Origin of the sequence: Halomonas sp. THAF5a (genome assembly GCF_009363755.1) — a bacterium.
Classification (GTDB): Bacteria; Pseudomonadota; Gammaproteobacteria; order Pseudomonadales; family Halomonadaceae; genus Halomonas.
The window spans coordinates 2268101-2285183 of sequence record NZ_CP045417.1 but is presented as its reverse complement, the minus strand read 5'-3'; the positions used below and the strand labels follow the sequence as shown (position 1 = coordinate 2285183).

Below are 17083 nucleotides of genomic sequence, written 5' to 3'. Positions count from 1 at the left end.
GCCTTCGTCATTCGTTCGGGTCGGAGGGCGTCACGGTGTTCGCGGCCGGCCCTCGCCGCGCCTCGCGCGCCTCGCGCCAGGCGTCGAAGAGCGCCTGGATGCGCGGGCGGGTGCGGGCGTACCAGGTCTCGTCCTTGGTCACCGCCCGCTCGGCGTTCAGCGGGTGGGTCGGGATGTGCAGGCGCATGTCCACGCCGCTCTCGGGGTGGGTGGTGACCCGCCCCGCCGCGGAGCGCCGGGCCGGGCCGTAGGGGATGCGCCGGGCCAGCTCGACGAGGCGTTCGGTGGCGGTGGCGAAGCGCAGGAAGTCGCGCGCCGCCTCGGGGTGGGGCGCGCCGCGGGGGATCGCCCAGGTCTCGTGCTCCTGGACCTGGCCGTCCCAGAGGATCTCGATGGGCGCGTCGCCCTGGATCATGGCCTCGAAGAAGCGGCCGTTGTAGCCCGAGGCCATCACGACCTCGCCCTCGGCCAGCAGGCGCGGCGGGGCGTCGCCGGCTCGCCACCAGCGGATCTCGTCGAGGCCGTCCAGGCGTGCCCAGGCCAGGTCCAGCCCGCGGCGCGTGCTGAGAAGCCGGTAGAGCTCCTCCCGGGGCACCCGATAGGAGAGCAGCGCCCACTCCAGGTTGACCGCCGGGGTGTCCTGCAGGGCGCGGGGGCCGGGAAAGCGCTGCTGGTCGAAGAGGTCGGCGATCCGCGTCGGGCGCCGGCCCGGGAAGGCGTCGGTGCGGTAGGCGATCACGGTGGCGAAGAGGCTGTGGGTGAGGGCGCAGCGCCCGAGGGCGCCCGGCAGGAAGTCCTCCTCGGCCGGGGTGCCGTCCGGTGCCGGGGCGAGCCACTCGGGCGCGAGCGGCGCGAGGAGCCCCTCGTCGCAGGCGGCCATCGCCTCGCTGCGGGTCATGTCGATCAGATCCCAGGGCACCTCGCCCGCGGCCACCGCGCGCCGGAGCGCCTGGATGCCTCCGTCGTACTGCTGCACGCTCACCTGACGTCCGGTGGCGGCGGTGTAGGGCGCGAACAGCGCCGCCCGCTGGGCGCGCTCGTAGGCCCCGCCCCAGCTCAGCACGACCAGGGCCTCCTCCTCGGCCGCCAGGGGCGCGGCGACCAGGGCCAGCGCCAGCCACAGGCTCAACCCCAGTCTCAACCCCAGCCGGCGCGCCGCGCGATGTGGCCTGCGGTTATCCCGTCCCATGCTCCTCCCGTCTCAGCTCGTCGCCGCGGGCCAGGTAGGCGCGGGCGATGCTCGCCTCGAAGATCACGCCCAGGAAGACCCCCTCGGCGTCGACCACCGGCAGGGCCTCGCCGGTGACCTCCTCCAGCGCCGCCATGGCGTCCCAGAGGGTGGCGTCGGGGGCCAGCACGGGCCTTGCCAGCGGGGCGACTTCCTCCACTTGCGGTGCTGTGTCGGTTTCATCCGGCAGGGTCTCGCGCGCCGCCTCCAGGTCGGCCAGGCTGACGCAGCCTTGGTAGCGGCCCGCCTCGTCGACCAGGTAGCCCTCGCCGTGGCGGGCCCGGCCCAGCGCGGTGATCGCCTCGGCCACCGGCGTCTGCGGGCTCAGGGTCACACCCTCCCGGGAGAGGTACTCCAGCACCGGGGTCGCGCGCAGCACGGCGCGGCCGCGTCCGGCGGAGAGGTCCAGGCCGCGCGCGGCGAGCTGGATATCGAACAGTGAGCGGCCGAAGAGCTGGGCGGCGATGGGGCTCGCGAGGGTCACGCTCGCCAGCGCTGCGGTGGTCAGCGCGTAGCTGCCGGTCAGCTCGAAGACGATCAGCAGGGTGGTCAGGGGAGCACCGATCACCGGCGCGGTGACCGCCACCATGCCGCAGACGGCGTAGAAGACGAAGGTCTCCTGGGTCGCTCCGCCGAGCGCGCCGACGCCGCCGGCGCAGAGCGCGCCGAACAGGGTGCCGATGACCAGCGCCGGGCTGAACACGCCGCCGCCGAAGCCCATGCCCAGGCAGAGCCCGGTGGCGGCGATCTTGAGCACCAGGACCGCCAGCAGCTCGCCGCCGCCGAAGGCGCCGGCGATGGTGGCGAAGCGCAGGGTCTCCTGGCCCATGCCGAGGATATCGGGGACCCAGAGGGCGGCGAGGCCGAGCAGGGCGCCGGCCAGTGCCGGGCGCAGCGGCGCGGCGAGTGGCAGGCGCTGCGCCAGGCGGCCCACGCCGAGCAGGGTGCCCATGTAGGCCCCGGCGACCAGGGCGCCGAGGCCGCCGATGGCGAGGAAGGCGACGAACTCCCAGGGGCGCGGCACGACGGACTCGGCGACGTGGAAGAGCGCGCCGCGCTGGAGCAGGTTGGCGGCGATGACGTGGCCGACCAGGGCCGCCGCGGCCACCGGGGCGAAGGCGCGCAGGGCGTAGTGGCGCAGGACCACCTCGTGGGCGAAGACGATGCCGGCCAGGGGCGCATTGAAGGCGGTGGCGATGGCGGCGGCCACCCCGCAGGCGATGGTGACGTTGTCCTCGGAGCGACCCAGGCGCAGCAGCCGGGCACCCAGCGAGCCCAGGGCGCCGAGTGCCGAGAGGCCGCCGGCCCGTGCCGGCAGGCGGCCGCGGCGGGTCTGCACGGCGGCGATCGCGTCGGCCGGGGTGTGCGGACGCCCCTCGGGGATGGCGCGATGCATCAGGCCGACCGCCAGGCCGCCGAGGGCCGGCACCGCCACGGTGATGGCGCCCAGCAGGCCGGGGTGGTCGAACATCATTCGGCTGCGCGGCGAGACCAGCAGCCGGTCGTTTAGCCACAGCACCGCGGCGACGAAGCCCTCGGCGAGGAGGGCGGCAATGGCGCCGATCACGGCGCCCAGCAGCACCAGCCCCAGGAAGCGGACGACGGCCAGCGGCGAGCGGCCGGCGGAGGCGGCGGCGAAAAGCGGTCTCATCCTCAAGGTGTAGGCGGGGGGCTCGCCTCAGGCAAGGCGAGCGACAGGCCGGCCGCGACCCCGGGCGGGGGCGCGGCCGGAAGGGGCGCGGTGACGTTGGCTCAGTGGTGCCGGCTGAAGTGGCCGTGCGGGCTGTCGGTCATCAGGCGGTCGAACTCGCGGCCGCTCATGTGGACCAGGGTCCGGTGGTCGCCGGCCTCGAAGTAGATATCGGACTGGTGGCGCAGCATGTCGTCGATGTAGACCCGCAGGCCGTAGGCCTGGCCCACCGGGGTGGTGGCGCCGGGGTCGCAGTCGGTGAAGGCCTCGGCGATCTGCGGCTCCGAGGCCAGCTCGACCCGCTCGTGGAAGAGCGCCGCGAGGCGGTCGAGATCGGCATCGCAGGTGCTCGGCAGCACGGCCAGGCGATAGCCGGCGTCGCCCTTCAGCATGACCGCCTTGGCCATCTGGTCGCCGGCAACGTGGGCCCGTTCGGCGATGCGGCTGCTGCTCACCTCGCGGGGGTGGGGGACTTCCTCGAAGTCGATGTCACAGGCGCGGAGATACTCCCGGATCGTCATGGGCATGCTCATGACACTTCCTCCTTCGGCCGCTCGGGCCGGGGTCGTCAGTGGTGGCCTCCCTGTGGGTGGATGGTGCCTTCCATCCCTTCAGCATAGCCCGTCCGGGGCGCCGTCGCCCCGGCCCGGTGAGGCCGACGCAGGCCGGCCCGGGGGTGTCAGCCCGCGGGGGGAAAGCGTGCCAGCCGCTCCCGGACGGCGCCGTCACGCTGGACCCTCAGCGGCAGCAGGGTGCCCGGGGCCTGGCGGCGAAGGATGGCGCTGAGGTCGGTGGGGCGCTCGACGGCGATGCCGGCGGCGGAGACGATCACGTCGCCCGCCTCGAGCCCCGCCTGCTCGGCCACGCTCGCCTCGGAGACGCTCACCACGCGCACGCCCTCCGGGTGGGCCTCGAGCAGCACGCCCAGGCGCGGCGGTTCGGCGGGCTGGAAGGCGGACTCGTCGCCCAGCACGTAGTGCGCGTCGGCGTGCGCCGTCGGCGCGGCGCAGTCCTCCCCCGGCGTCCAGGGCAGCAGGCTCCGGTGATCGGCGAGGCCCAGGTCGTCGAGCTGCGCGGGCACGCCGTCGCCATCGGCGAGATGCCCCTGGCCCATCAGCCCCACCACCAGGGTGTCGGGGGTCGAGGCGTCAGACAGCGCCGCGGCCATGGCACGGTCCCAGACCAGCTGGGCGGCGATGAAGCGTTCGAGGGCGGCGGGATCGTCGTCGAGGTCGGCGTGCTGTTCGAAGATCGCCGTGAGGCGCTCGCGATAGGCCGGCGCGGCCGGGGCCGGCGGGGTGATGCCGAAGCGCTCCTTCGCCGGCACGCTCTCCCAGCCCTCGGCGGCCAGGCGAGCGCGGAGGGCGGGGGCGACGTTGAGGGCCACCAGCGGGATCCGCTGCATCCGTGCGAAGTGAAGGATCGGCAGGTAGAGGGCGGGATCGAAGCCCCAGGCCCGCTGCCAGTCGCTCGCCGCGAGGAACGCCGCCTCGTCGAGCTCGCCGGCGATCCAGGCGTCCAGCGCCGGCTGGGCCTCGCGGGGCAGCATCTCCAGGCCGATCACCAGGGACGGGCGGTGCGCATGCAGGGCGGCCAGGGTGTGGAGCTGCCAGCGGTGGTGATCGAGGCGGTCGTGGCGTTCGCCGAGCAGCAGCACCCGGCGCTCGGCGAGCTCGGGCATCAGCGCCGCGGTGGAGCGCCGCTCGCCGTCGTCGGTCACCCACTCGCCGGGGGCGGGGCACGCCTGGGCGTCGAGGGAGGTCGCGGACGGCGCGGCGAGGGCGGTGGCGCAGGGCACGGCCAGGGCCATGGCGAAGGCGAACGGCCGGGCGAGGCGGCGATGGAGAAGGAGTCGAAGTGGCGACATCGAGGATCTCGGATTATCGTGGTGGTTCGCGCCCGGCAGCGAGGCGGGCGGTTCTCACCCTACCCCGTGGCCCGGTGGGGGGAAAGAGGGCGACGGCCGACACGGATGAGGCACGATCACCGGGAAAGGAGACCTATGAAGACGCTGCTTGCCGGGAGCCTGGCGATGCTGCTGCTGGCCGCCTCCTGTCTGGGCCTGGCCCAGGAGGTGGCGGAGAACTCGCGCTGGCTCACGATCGACTCGCTGAATGCCGGCCTCGGGGAGCCGCCCGACGAGGTCGAGCGGCGAACGCCCCGCGATGCGGTGCGCAGCTTCCTGACGCTGACCGAGGAGAGCGACTATGCCTCCGCGGCCCACCTCCTCAACCTCCTCGATCTGCCTCCCGACGAGCAGGCCGAACGCGGCGCGGTGCTGGCCAGGCAGCTGGCCGCCGTGCTCCAGCGGGGAGAGTGGATCAACGTCTCCGGCCTCCCTTCGCGCCAGGATGCCATGGTCGTGGATCCCTCGGGGAAGAGCGCCCGCGCAGGCCAGCCGCGGCGCAACCTCCAACTCGCCAGTCTCGAGCTCGACGGTCGGAGCTACGAGGTACGGATCGCCCGCTACCGGGTGGGCGAGCAGGATCCCGTCTGGCTGATCGCGCCGGAGACGATCTCCGCGATTCCCCGGCTCTACGAGAAATACGGCCCCTCCTGGCTGGAGGATCACCTGCCCGAGCGCCTGCAGGTGTCGTTGGGCGCGTTGAAGCTCTGGGAGTGGTTCGCCATCCCGACCTTCCTCCTGCTCATCGGTGCGGCGGGGCGGGTCACGCATGTCCTGATGGGCCTGCTGGCCAGTCGCCTGCCGGCGGGGCTCGCCAGCGTCTTCGTGCAGATGATCCGGCTGCCCCTGGCCTTCATCACCATGTCGCTGCTGGCGCAGTGGCTGCTGGACTACGTGGTCTCCTTCTCGGGCCTGGCCACCGCCTTCCTGCGGGGGCTGCTGGTCGTCATCCTCGCCTGGGGGGTGGGCCTGATCGCACTGCGCCTGGTGGATACCCTGCTGATCCGCATGACGCGTCAACTGGTGGGTGAGATCGACGATGCCAAGAGCCGCGACGACCGCCAGCTGCTGACCAACCTCCATGCGCTGCGTCGCGCCGTGATCCTGATCACCGTGGTCGCCGTGGCGATCTACGTGATCGCCCAGGTCAGCCTGTTCGAGACGCTGGGCATGACGCTGCTGGCCTCGGCCAGCGTGGTGACGGTGCTGGTGGGTATCGCCGGCCAGGCCGTGCTGGGCAATATCCTGGCCTCCTTCCAGATCTCGCTGACCAAGCCGATCCGCATCGGCGACCTGCTGATCTTCGAGGACCAGTGGTGTCACGTGGAGGGCATCTACTACACCTTCATCCGCCTGAGGACCTGGGACGAGCGGCGCCTGGTCGTGCCGGTGCGGTACTTCGTGTCGAAGCCCTACCAGAACCTCTCCTCGAAGAACGCGAAGCTCTATCGGACCATCGTGCTGACCCTGCACATCAGCGCCGACGTGGCGACCCTGCGGGAGAAGTTCAAGGAGTTCGCGATGGCCGAGGAGCAGGTCATCGATCACCACGCGCTGTCCTGCTACGTGACGGGCCAGCATGAGGCCACCCAGGAGGTGTCCTTCTACCTGATGGGCCCCGAGCCGACCAGCGCCTGGGAGGTCGAAGGAAAGGTCCGCGAGAAGCTGCTGGCCTTCATCCGCGATCACCACCCCGAGTGGTGGCCCCGGTCGGTGGTGGTACTCAGCGAACACGACATCACCCGGGGCGATACCCCGCCCAAGCGGCACCTCCGGCGACCGGCGCGGGTGGAGACGCTCGACTCGGCCGGGGCACCCGATGCCGACGCGTCGTCCGAGTAGCCCGGCACCTAGCGTGGGAGAGAGGCCATGACCCCCTTTGTGAGGCCCGCGGGCCGGCTCGTCGCCGGCCTTTTCGCGGCGCTGCTGGCCGGCTGCGACAGCCAGCAGCGCCTCGCCGAGGTGCCGCTGCCGGTGCTGGCGAGCAACCCCGCCGCCCATGACGGGCGACGCGTGGCGACCAGTGGTGTGGTGCGCCGCTTCGAGGCGCCGCGGCACTACTGGATCGAGGACGAGGACCTGCACCGGGTCGAGCTCTTCCCCCACGCGCGTATCGCGCCCTATCTCGGTGGGGCCGTGCGGGTGGAGGGCCGCTTTCGCTTCTCGCCCACGGAGGGGCGGCGCTTGACGCTGGAGCGCGTCGAGTGGCTCTCCGCAGAGTGATCGGCCGTTGGGGGCGCGTCAGGAGTCGTCCAGGCTGCCCTGGAGCGTGGCGACGAGGTGGCGGGCACCGCCCCGGTCGCGGTGTTCGCCGAGCCAGATGCCCTGCCAGGTGCCCAGCGCCAGACGCCCCTCGCGCACGGCCACGGTCAGCTGGGTGCCCAGCAGGCTCGCCGCCACGTGGGCGGGCATATCGTCGTCGCCCTCCAGGGTGTGGCGGAAGTAGGGCAGGTCGCCGGGCACCAGGTCGCGCAGGAAGGCGTCCAGGTCGTGGCGCACGTCCGGGTCGGCGCTCTCGTTGAGGGTCAGCGAGGCCGAGGTGTGCAGCAGCTGCACGTGCAAGAGCCCGATCCGCACCTCGCCCAGCCGCGGCAGGCCGGCGACGATCTCCTCGGTGATCCGGTGAAAGCCCCGCGTCCGCGGCGACAGGGTCATCTCGCGCTGGTCCCACATGGTCTCGATGCCTCCTTCATGATACAGGCGCCCAGAATAGGGGAGGCCATGGCGACATGCATCCGCGCCCTTCGGCCACCTGTCTTGCTTCCCCGGGGTTGGGATCACGCCTCGCTGGCCCCGGGCGGCGAGGCTCCAAAGCGAAAGAGGCCCCGAGTCATCGCTGACTCTAGGCCTCTTCAGGGGGCGCTCGTCCTGGCCGGTTCGGCCGCGGGCGAGGTCGCGCCTCAGCGCTTGGCGGCGCTTGCCTCGGCGCTGCGCTCGGCCACCAGGCCCTGCTCGCGGGCCATGGCGTAGGCGGCCTTCGGGCCGGTCCAGAGCGAGGGCAGCAGCACCAGCGACACCGGGATCGCGGTGATCACGATGAACTGCTGCAGGGCGCTGATCTGGCCGGATCCCATGTAGAGCAGGATGCCCGCCATGATGGCCATGGCGATACCCCAGAACGCACGCACCAGGCGGTTCGGGGCGTCGTGGCCGGTGCAGACCACGGCGATGGCGTAGCTCATGGAGTCGCCGGTGGTGGCGACGAAGATGCTGGTCAGCACCAGGATCGCCATCGCCATCAGACCGCCGCCGGGCAGCGCCTGGGCCACGGTGAGGGTCGCCACGTCGAACTGGAAGTTGTTCAGCGCCTCGGTGAGGTCGATCACGCCGGTCAGCTGGTAGTGGATGCCCGAGCCGCCGAGCAGGGTGAACCACATGGCGGTGGCGATCGGCGCCATCACGGCCACGGCGAGGATCATCTGGCGGATCGAGCGGCCGCGCGAGATGCGTGCCACGAAGATCGCCATCAGCGGGCCGTAGCCGATGAACCAGGCGAAGAAGAAGACCGTCCACCACTTCATCCACCAGGCGGGCGCGGTCTCGGAGGTCATGGTCGCCATCGCGAAGAACGAGGTGATGTACTCGCCGAAGCCCTGGGTGAAGGCGTTGGTGAGGAACAGGGTCGGGCCGAAGACGAAGATCACCGCGGCGATGCCCAGGGCCAGGAAGACGTTGAAGCGGCTGAGGATCTGGATGCCCTTGTGGATACCGGTCATCGCCGAGGTGACGTAGACCACGGCCAGCGCGACCAGGATCATCAGCTGGGTACCGTAGCCCTCGGAGGCGCCGAACAGCTCATGCAGGCCGAAGCTGACCTGGGTGGCCAGAAAGCCGATGGGGCCGACGGTGCCGGCGACCACGGCGATCACGCAGCAGGCGTCGACGATGCTGCCGAACCAGCCCTTCATGACCCGCTCGCCGAGCACCGGGTAGAGCAGGGTGCGCGGCTGCAGCGGCTGGCCCTTCACGTAGTGGGCATGCGCCAGCACCACGGCGGTGAGGGTGCCGAGCACGGCCCAGGCCAGGAAACCCCAGTGCATGAAGGACTGGGCGAGGGCGCCGGCGACCGCTTCCGGGGTCCCGGCTTTGGTGTCGAAGGCGGGCGGAGTGACCACGAAGTGGTACACCGGCTCGCCGGCGGCGAAGAAGACGCCGCCGCCGGCCAGCAGGGTGCACATGATCATCGACAGCCACTTGAAGGTGCTGATCTGCGGCGAATCGAGGTTGCCCACTCGGGCCTGGCCGGCGGGGGAGATGGCCACGCCGAGGCCGACCAGGAAGGTCAGCAGCAGCAGCAGCTGGAAATAGGTGCCCAATGTGGCGGCGGTCCAGGCGAAGCCACTGGCGATGCCGTCGGCCACGCCTTGGATGTCGTACAGCGAGAGACCGACGAAGGCGATGATGAAGCCGATGGTGAGCAGCAGCACGAGAGGATCGCCGAGCCGCGACGAGAGACCCGTCCGAGTCGAGGCGGCGGTTTGATCATTCTGGGGCATGGGGGGTGATGCTCTAGTTGGGAAGGATTTTCGGCGTCTTCGAGACACAACGCCGACTAGAGCGCTCGCACTCTACCACAGAAACGCCCTCAGACTAAAGGATAGCCTCGACAAGCGTGCCGGGAGATTTTCGCCCGGGTCGAGACGAGAGGCGGATAAAGCTGGATAATGGTCGGTTGCGCTTACGCCCCATCTCCAACCCCGGTGTTTCGTCCATGGAAATCAAGGTCAACTATCTCGACAACCTCCGCCTGGAGGCCAAGTTCGACGACTTCACGGTCATCTCCGACCAGCCCATCCGCTACAAGGGCGACGGCTCGGCACCGGGGCCCTTCGACTACTTCCTGGCCTCCTCGGCGATGTGCGCGGCCTACTTCGTCAAGGTCTACTGCAACGCCCGGGACATCCCCACCGAGAACATCCGGCTGTCGCAGAACAACATCGTCGACCCCGAGAACCGCTACCAGCAGATCTTCAAGATCCAGGTGGAGCTGCCCGAGGACATCTCCGACAAGGATCGCCAGGGTATCCTGCGCTCCATCGACCGCTGCACGGTCAAGAAGGTGGTGCAGACCGGCCCCGAGTTCCAGATCGAGGTGGTGGAGAACATCGACGAGGACGCCCAGGCGCTGCTGACGGGCAAGGCCACCGGCGAGGCGAGCGGCGAGGGCACCTGGATCGAGGGCAAGGACCTGCCGCTGGAGCAGACCATCGCCAACCTCTCGGGCCTGCTCGCCGATCTCGGCATGAAGATCGAGATCGCCTCCTGGCGCAACATCGTGCCCCACGTCTGGTCGCTGCACATCCGCGACGCCGCCTCGCCGATGTGCTTCACCAACGGCAAGGGCGCCACCAAGGAGAGCGCGCTCTGCTCGGCGCTCGGCGAGTTCATCGAGCGGCTGAGCTGCAACTTCTTCTATAACGACCAGTTCTTCGGCGAGGAGATCGCGGCCAGCCGCTTCGTCCACTACCCCGACGAGGAGTGGTTCCAGCCGGGGCCCGACGACGCCCTGCCGGCCGGCATCCTCGACGATTACACCCGGGGCATCTACGACCCGGAGGGCGAGCTTCGTGGTTCGAACCTGATCGACACCAACTCCGGCCGCACCGATCGCGGCATCGTCTCGCTGCCCTTCGTGCGCCAGTCCGACGGCGAGACGGTCTACTTCCCCTCGAACCTGATCGAGAACCTCTATCTGAGCAACGGCATGAGCGCCGGCAACACGCTCCCCGAGGCCCAGGTGCAGTGCCTCTCGGAGATCTTCGAGCGCGCGGTGAAGAAGCAGATCATCGAGGAGGAGATCACCCTGCCGGACGTGCCCATGGCGGTGCTGCAGAAGTACCCCGACATCCTCGAGGGCGTCGAGGCGCTGGAGGCCCAGGGCTTCCCGGTGCTGGTCAAGGACGCGTCGCTCGGCGGCCAGTTCCCGGTGATGTGCGTGGCGCTGATGAACCCCAAGACCGGTGGCGTCTTCGCCTCCTTCGGCGCCCACCCGAGCTTCCACGTGGCGCTGGAGCGCAGCCTCACGGAGCTGTTGCAGGGGCGCAGCTTCGAGGGCTTGAACGACTTCCTGCCGCCCACCTTCAACTCCCTCGCGGTGGCCGAGCCCAACAACTTCGTCGAGCACTTCATCGACTCCTCCGGCGTGGTCTCCTGGCGCTTCTTCAGCGCCAGGGCCGACGTCGAGTTCGTCGAGTGGGACTTCTCGGGCAGCAACGTCGAGGAGGCCGCCGGTCTGTTCGGCATCCTCGAGGAGCTGGGCCTGGAGGCCTACCAGGCCGTGCACGAGGACCTGGGCGCGCCGGTGTGCCGCATCCTGGTGCCGGGCTACTCCGAGGTCTACCCGGTGGAGGACCTGGTCTGGGACAACACCAACAAGGCGCTGCTGTTCCGCGAGGACATCCTCAACCTCCATGCCCTGGACGACGCGCGCCTCGCCGGCCTGCTGGAGCGCCTGGAAGAGAGCCAGATCGATGACCACGAGGACATCATCACCCTGATCGGCATCGAGTTCGACGAGAACACCGTCTGGGGCCAGCTGACCATCCTCGAGCTCAAGCTGCTGATCAACCTGGCGCTGGGCCAGCACGAGGAGGCGCTGGAGCGGGTCGAGATGTTCCAGCAGTTCAACGACAACACCGTCGAGCGCGGGCTCTTCTACCAGGCCATGCACGCGGTGCTGGAGATCACCCTCGACGACGAGCTCGAGCTCGACGACTACCTCCACAATTTCCGGCGCATGTTCGGCGAGGCGACCATGGACGCCGTGGTCGGTTCGGTGGAGGGCAGCGTGCGCTTCCACGGCCTGGAGCCGGTCGGCATGGGGCTTGCGGGCCTCGAGAAGCACCAGCGGCTGATCGAGAGCTACAAGAAGCTGCACGCGCATCGCGCGGCCCGGGCGGGCCTGCGCTAGGTCCCTCGCGCCTCGCCTGCCGCGACGAGAGTGCCCCCGAGCCGATCCTTCGGCTCGGGGGCTTTGCGTGGCGGTTGCGGCCGGGCCCCCGGATCAGGTCAGCTCCCGCAGCGGGCGGGCCAGGAGTTCCGAGATCACGGCCGGCATGAACTCCCGGGGCAGGGTGATGGCGTAGAAGTTTTCGAAGACGTTGGGCAGGCGCTCGAAGGAGGTCAGTCGCCCCTGGCGCAGCTCGTCCTTCACCACCACCTCCGGCAGCACGCTCAGCGCCCCGCTGTCACGCGCCAGCAGGCGCAGCATGGCCATGTCGTCGGCCTCGGCCAGGATCTCCGGCTGGAACTGGTGCAGGCTGCACAGGCCGTCGAAGGCGCGGCGCAGCTCGTGGTGCTCGCCGGGCAGCACCCAGCCCAGCCCCTCGTACCCCTCGGGGAAGGGCGTGTAGGGGTTGGCGTCGGGCGGGCCGATGATGGAGAGCGGCTGGCGGGCCAGCAGCTGGCTCTGCCAGGCGGCCTGGGGCGAGCCCGAGGGCGGCAGCTGGGTGTTGGCCAGCACCAGGTCGAACTCGTGACGGGCCAGGCCGTCGAGCAGGTCGGCCATGCCCCGGGCATAGAGGCTGAAGCGCACCTTGTGCCCCTCGTCCTGCAGCAGCGGGGCGACGAAGCCCTCGATGAAGTTGCGTGACATGCTGGAGAGGGTGCCGATGCGAATGTGCTGGTACTCGGGCTCGATGCCGCGGCTGATCAGCGACTCCAGCTCCTCCCCCTTGGTGAAGATCACCTCGGCATAGTTGAACACCTGCCGGCCCGCCTCGGTCAGCACCAGGGTGCGATTGCGCCGCTCGAAGAGCGGCTTGCCCATCCGCTCCTCCAGCTTGCGGATCTGTGCCGAGAGCGCGCTCTGCGAGAGGTGGAGCGACTCGGCGACCCGCGTCAGCTTGCCCTCGGCGGCCACCCGCCAGAAGTAGTAGAGGTGATGATAGTTCAGTCGGCTCATATCGTTCTCTTTTATAGAACGTAAATTCAATTTATATATATTTTAATTAAAGCATGATTCCCCCGATACTGCTCGCACCTGAACGAGCGGAGTCATGTCATGAACTGGATCGAGCCGTTGACCCCCTGGCTACTGGCCCTGGTGCCCATCGTGCTGGCACTGGGGGCCGCGACCAGCGCCCGCCAGCCGCGCGAGCGCGCCTGGCGCACGGCCCAGGTCAGCACCCTCTGCGGCCTGGTCGCCTCGACGCTGCTGCTGGCGCTGGGGGCGGCAGGCGGGTTGCCGGCGGGCGAGGGCGGCTGGCAGACCGCGCCGCTGCAGCTGATCATGCTGCTGCTCGCCAACTTCATCGCCTTCGTGGTGGTGCGCTACAGCGCCACCTACCTGCAGGGCGAGCCGCGCCAGACCCGCTTCGTCGCGCTGGTCCAGGCCGTGTTCGCGTCGGTCAGCGTGGCGGTGCTGAGCGATCACCTGGCGCTTTTCCTGCTCGCGTGGTTCGCCATCAGCATGGGCATGCACCAGCTGCTGATGTTCTACCCCGACCGGCCACGCGCCGCCCTGGCGGCCCACAAGAAGTTCCTCTTCGCCCGGGCCGCCGAGCTCTGCGCCCTGACCGCCTTCGTGCTGCTCTACCTGCACCACGACACCGCGCAGATCAGCGTCATCGTCGGTGCCTACGGTGACCATTCGGTGGAGGGCGGCACCCTGAGCCTCGCCGAACAGGCGGCGGCCTGCCTGCTCGCCCTGGCGGCGCTGATCAAGTGCGCCCAGCTGCCGCTGCACGGCTGGCTGATCCAGGTGGTCGAGGCGCCCACGCCGGTCTCGGCGACGCTGCACGGGGGGGTGATCAACCTCGGTGGCTACCTGCTGCTGCTCTTCTCGCCGCTGCTGCTGCAGTCGGCGCCCGCCCAGGCGCTGGTGCTCGTCGTCGCCGGCCTCGGCAGCGTGCTGGCGGCGCTGGTCATGATGACTCGCATCAGCATCAAGGTGCGTCTGGCCTGGTCGACCAGCGCGCAGATGGGCCTGATGCTCGTCGAGATCGCCCTGGGGATGGTGGAGCTGGCGCTGCTGCACCTGCTCGCCCACTCCTGCTACAAGGCCTACGCCTTCCTCGGCTCTGGCGAGGCGGTCGAGCAGGACCTGCTGCGCCGGCGCGCCCCCGGTCTGAGCCCTTCGTGGGGGCGGTGGCTCTCCGCGGGCCTCATCAGTGCCGCGATGGTGGCGGGGCTGGTGGTGCTCGTGCGCGGCGTCACCGACTCCCCGGCCTTCGCGGCTAACGCTCCCTGGGTGCTGCTGACGGGGGCGCTCACGGTGCTGCTGGCCGAGCGCGGCAGCGAGCGCAACAGCGGCGACCTCGTCGGCTTTGTCGGCCTGGCCGCGCTGGTGGTGCTCGCCTACGTCGGCCTCAAGTCGCTGTTCGCCGCCCTGCTGCCCGAGACCGGTCACACGATCTCGCCCTGGGCGGATCTCTGGATGAGCGCGCTCTTCCTGCTGCTCTTCGCGGGCTACTGGCTCAAGCGACACGGCCTGCACTACCGCGCGTCGCAGACGCTCAATCGCTACTGCTACGCCGGCTTCTACCTGGACGAGTGGGTCACCCGTAACACCCTGAGGCTCTGGCCCCATGAGCTGCCCGGCCGTATCAAGGCCAAGCAGCTTCACACTGCCCTGCGCGGGAGTTCCCTATGACGCGTCTCGACACTACCCAGGCCGCCTGGTCGGCCGACGGCCCCGAGCATGAGCCCGCCGCGCTGACCGAGGCTCAGCAAACGGCACTGGATCGGGCCTGCGCGCGCATCGCCCCGACCTGGCCGTTGGATCGGCTGATCGCGGTGAGCCCCTACTGGACCCAGCGCGGGGAGGACGCTACCCGGGTGGCGGCGCGACTCTCGGCGCTCGGCAACGTCCACTCACTGATGCCGCCGAGCCACTACCTGGGGGCCCGGCAGCGCGGCGAGATCACCGATCGTCACCTCACCGAGGCGGCCGAGCGGCTCGACTACTCGGGCGGCTACAAGAACCTGCTGGCGGTGGTCGAGGAGCTCGCCCGGCTGCCCCACTGGCATAACGTCAGCGACCTGATCGACGCCCGCCGCGACCGCCAGCACAAGATGGCCTGGCGCGACGAGATCACCCAGCAGATCAGCCAGTTCTGCGCCGCCTACTACCAGGAGGACGGACCGCTCAACGCCGAGCGCCTGAACGCCCCGAGCGGCAAGCGGCTCTACCAGCACTGGCGGGAGATCACCCTCAAGGACCGCGGCATCGCGATCCTGATGGGCGAGCGGCGCCTGCGGCGCTACTTCGCGACCCTGCCGGAGACCGAGGACGGCCTCTTCGAGGCGGCCGTCGCCGAGCTGTCGGTCGACGCCGAGCGGCTCGAGCACTACGCCCAGGCGCTGCTGCTCGACATCAACGGCTGGGCCGCCTGGGTCGCCTACCAGGAGTGGCAGCGGGCGATGGCGGCGCCCGAGGGGGAGGGCGAGCACGAGGCCCCGGCGTCGGAGATGCGCAGCCTGCTGGCGATCCGCCTGGCCTGGGAACTGGTGCTATGGCGCTATGTGCGCGCGGAGCAGCCCGACCAGGCCGAGCGCCTGACCCGGCTTTGGCACGCCGAGCTCGTGGAGCTGCCGGCGCGGGTCGAGCGCCACCTGCGTGCCCAGCAGCCCCTCTGGGTGTGGCAGCTGGCCAGCGAGCTCGCCTATCAGCAGCCGCTGAACACGGCCCTCGGCGAGGCGGCGCGCGCGACGGCCCCGGCGAGCGAGGCGGTGCAGCTGCAGGCGGTGTTCTGCATCGACGTGCGCTCCGAGCCCCTGCGTCGGGCGCTGGAGCGCCAGAGCCCGTCGATCCAGACCCTGGGCTTCGCCGGCTTCTTCGGCCTGCCCCTGGAGCACCGGCAGGACGGCGCCGCCCTGGCCCAGCCGCACCTGCCGGGCCTGCTGGCGCCCAAGGTGACCCTCAGGAGCGGCTCGGGCGAGGGCGAGGCGCGCTCGGCGAAACGGCTCAACTGGCAGGCTCGCCTGCAGGAGTGGAGCCGCGCGGCGAGTGCGAGCTTCACCGCCGTGGAGGCGGGCGGCCTGCTCTATGCCGGCAAGCTGCTGCGACGCTCGCTGGCGCCGAAGGCCGAGCGCGTGCCGCTCGCCATGGACACGCTGAGCTGGCACTGGTGCGACAGCGGCGAGGCGCTGAGCCTGGCCGACAAGGCGGCGCTCGCCCGCACCGTGCTCGGCGCCATGGGCCTCACCGAGCACCTCGCGCCGCGGGTGCTGCTGGTGGGCCACGGCAGCCACAGCAGCAACAATCCCCACGCCGCGGGGCTCGAGTGCGGCGCCTGCGGCGGCCAGTCCGGCGAGGTCTCGGTGCGCGCCCTGGCGCGGCTGCTCAACGACCCCGCGCTGCGCGAGGCGCTGGCCGAGGAGGGCCTCGTGATCCCCGGGGCGACCCGCTTCGTGCCGGCGCTGCACCATACCATCACCGACCGCATCGAATTGCCGGAGGGGGTGGAGGATGCCTTCGCGCTGAGCGAGGAGCAGCGTGCCTGGCTCGATCGGGCCGGCGACCAGGCTCGTCGCGAACGGGCCCCGCGGCTCGGCCTCACCGCCAATGCGCCCGAGCTCGAGAAGGTCCTCGAGCGCCGCGGCGCCGACTGGTCCCAGACCCGCCCGGAGTGGGGCCTGGCCAACAACGCCAGCTTCATCGCCGCGCCGCGTCGGCTCACCGCGCCCCTCGACCTCGCCGGGCGCAGCTTCCTGCACGACTACGACTGGCGCACCGATCCCGACGCCTCGCGCCTCGAGCTGATCATGACCGCGCCGATGGTCGTCGCCCACTGGATCAACATGCAGTACAACGCCTCCGTCACCGACAACCGCAAGTTCGGCAGCGGCAACAAGGTGCTGCACAACGTGGTCGGTGGGCATATCGGGGTCTTCGAGGGCAACGGCGGCGACCTGCGCATCGGCCTGCCGATGCAGTCGCTGCATGACGGTGAGCAGTGGCGCCACGAGCCCCTGCGCCTGAGCGCCTACCTGGCGGCGCCCCCGGCGGCGATCGACGCGATCATCGCCCGTCACGAGGTGCTGCAGTCCCTGGTGGGCAACGGCTGGCTGCACCTCTTCGCCCTGGACGACGAGAGCGGCGAGGTGCTCGCGCGCCGCGAGGGCCGCTGGGTCGCGCCCTAGGGCCCGCCCTCCGCCTTCTCCCGACACGAACGCACGTCAGGCCGCCCCCGCGCCGCTCCTCCGGCCGGGGGCGGCGTCGCTGCCGGGCAAGGCGCGTTCCCGACGCCGGCGGTGGAGGCCGGCCTTCGCGCGCCGGGAGCGGGGCCAAGCGGGCCGGCTTTCCTCCGGCGGGGCG

The 17083-nt window shown here is 70.7% G+C and carries 12 protein-coding genes; 5 read left to right on the top strand and 7 right to left on the bottom strand.

From position 1 onward, the window contains the following. Nucleotides 1-7: 7 nt before the first annotated feature. The 4 genes from FIU83_RS10270 to FIU83_RS10255 form a co-directional block, all read right to left on the bottom strand. Nucleotides 8-1189, bottom strand: a complete 1182-nt coding sequence (locus tag FIU83_RS10270; RefSeq protein WP_152483965.1) for an extracellular solute-binding protein — start codon at nt 1187-1189, stop codon at nt 8-10. Then, on the bottom strand, nt 1176-2879 hold the full coding sequence (locus FIU83_RS10265) for a chloride channel protein (protein WP_152483964.1): 1704 nt from the start codon (nt 2877-2879) through the stop codon (nt 1176-1178). Before FIU83_RS10265 ends, FIU83_RS10270 begins: the two co-directional genes overlap by 14 nt. 101 nt (nt 2880-2980) lie before the next feature. Further along, the gene (locus FIU83_RS10260; RefSeq protein WP_152483963.1) at nt 2981-3451 is read right to left on the bottom strand and encodes an aminoacyl-tRNA deacylase; all 471 of its coding nucleotides are present in this window, start codon (nt 3449-3451) and stop codon (nt 2981-2983) included. A gap of 146 nt (nt 3452-3597) precedes the next feature. Continuing rightward, the gene (locus tag FIU83_RS10255; RefSeq protein WP_253939443.1) at nt 3598-4785 is read right to left on the bottom strand and encodes a ChaN family lipoprotein; all 1188 of its coding nucleotides are present in this window, start codon (nt 4783-4785) and stop codon (nt 3598-3600) included. A gap of 135 nt (nt 4786-4920) precedes the next feature. On the opposite strand from FIU83_RS10255, the gene FIU83_RS10250 reads away from it, so the two are divergent. Together FIU83_RS10250 and FIU83_RS10245 are read left to right on the top strand one after the other, a co-directional pair. Beyond that, entirely contained in the window at nt 4921-6666 is a 1746-nt protein-coding gene (locus FIU83_RS10250; protein ID WP_253939442.1) for a mechanosensitive ion channel family protein, read from the top strand. 27 nt (nt 6667-6693) lie between these two features. Then, nucleotides 6694-7047, top strand: coding sequence for a hypothetical protein (locus tag FIU83_RS10245; RefSeq protein WP_152483961.1), 354 nt, complete (start codon nt 6694-6696; stop codon nt 7045-7047). Nucleotides 7048-7065: 18 nt separating this feature from the next. Here FIU83_RS10245 and FIU83_RS10240 read toward each other — a convergent pair whose 3' ends face one another. Together FIU83_RS10240 and FIU83_RS10235 are read right to left on the bottom strand one after the other, a co-directional pair. Continuing rightward, on the bottom strand, nt 7066-7497 hold the full coding sequence (locus FIU83_RS10240; RefSeq protein ID WP_152483960.1) for a secondary thiamine-phosphate synthase enzyme YjbQ: 432 nt from the start codon (nt 7495-7497) through the stop codon (nt 7066-7068). Between the two features lie 227 nt (nt 7498-7724). Next, nucleotides 7725-9320, bottom strand: a complete 1596-nt coding sequence (locus FIU83_RS10235; RefSeq protein WP_152483959.1) for a BCCT family transporter — start codon at nt 9318-9320, stop codon at nt 7725-7727. Nucleotides 9321-9535: 215 nt separating this feature from the next. Between FIU83_RS10235 and FIU83_RS10230 the strand changes: the two genes are divergently transcribed. Beyond that, nucleotides 9536-11734: an OsmC domain/YcaO domain-containing protein gene (locus tag FIU83_RS10230; protein WP_152483958.1), complete on the top strand. Its 2199-nt coding sequence runs from the start codon at nt 9536-9538 to the stop codon at nt 11732-11734. Between the two features lie 93 nt (nt 11735-11827). Here the strand turns inward: FIU83_RS10230 and FIU83_RS10225 are convergent, their stop codons facing one another. Next, nucleotides 11828-12727, bottom strand: coding sequence for a LysR family transcriptional regulator (locus FIU83_RS10225; RefSeq protein WP_152483957.1), 900 nt, complete (start codon nt 12725-12727; stop codon nt 11828-11830). A 99-nt stretch (nt 12728-12826) separates the two neighbouring features. On the opposite strand from FIU83_RS10225, the gene FIU83_RS10220 reads away from it, so the two are divergent. Next, nucleotides 12827-14416, top strand: coding sequence for an NADH-quinone oxidoreductase subunit L (locus FIU83_RS10220; RefSeq protein WP_152483956.1), 1590 nt, complete (start codon nt 12827-12829; stop codon nt 14414-14416). Beyond that, a complete protein-coding gene (locus FIU83_RS10215) occupies nt 14413-16908 on the top strand; it encodes a YbcC family protein (RefSeq protein WP_152483955.1) in 2496 nt (831 codons plus the stop codon). Before FIU83_RS10220 ends, FIU83_RS10215 begins: the two co-directional genes overlap by 4 nt. Nucleotides 16909-17083 lie beyond the last annotated feature (175 nt).

Bases quoted from the DNA above. Each gene is read 5' to 3' on its own strand.
- FIU83_RS10270 (WP_152483965.1), bottom strand. From the start codon at position 1,189: ATGGGACGGGATAACCGCAGGCCACATCGCGCGGCGCGCCGGCTGGGG.
- FIU83_RS10265 (WP_152483964.1), bottom strand. From the start codon at position 2,879: ATGAGACCGCTTTTCGCCGCCGCCTCCGCCGGCCGCTCGCCGCTGGCC.
- FIU83_RS10260 (WP_152483963.1), bottom strand. From the start codon at position 3,451: ATGAGCATGCCCATGACGATCCGGGAGTATCTCCGCGCCTGTGACATC.
- FIU83_RS10255 (WP_253939443.1), bottom strand. From the start codon at position 4,785: ATGTCGCCACTTCGACTCCTTCTCCATCGCCGCCTCGCCCGGCCGTTC.
- FIU83_RS10250 (WP_253939442.1), top strand. From the start codon at position 4,921: ATGAAGACGCTGCTTGCCGGGAGCCTGGCGATGCTGCTGCTGGCCGCC.
- FIU83_RS10245 (WP_152483961.1), top strand. From the start codon at position 6,694: ATGACCCCCTTTGTGAGGCCCGCGGGCCGGCTCGTCGCCGGCCTTTTC.
- FIU83_RS10240 (WP_152483960.1), bottom strand. From the start codon at position 7,497: ATGTGGGACCAGCGCGAGATGACCCTGTCGCCGCGGACGCGGGGCTTT.
- FIU83_RS10235 (WP_152483959.1), bottom strand. From the start codon at position 9,320: ATGCCCCAGAATGATCAAACCGCCGCCTCGACTCGGACGGGTCTCTCG.
- FIU83_RS10230 (WP_152483958.1), top strand. From the start codon at position 9,536: ATGGAAATCAAGGTCAACTATCTCGACAACCTCCGCCTGGAGGCCAAG.
- FIU83_RS10225 (WP_152483957.1), bottom strand. From the start codon at position 12,727: ATGAGCCGACTGAACTATCATCACCTCTACTACTTCTGGCGGGTGGCC.
- FIU83_RS10220 (WP_152483956.1), top strand. From the start codon at position 12,827: ATGAACTGGATCGAGCCGTTGACCCCCTGGCTACTGGCCCTGGTGCCC.
- FIU83_RS10215 (WP_152483955.1), top strand. From the start codon at position 14,413: ATGACGCGTCTCGACACTACCCAGGCCGCCTGGTCGGCCGACGGCCCC.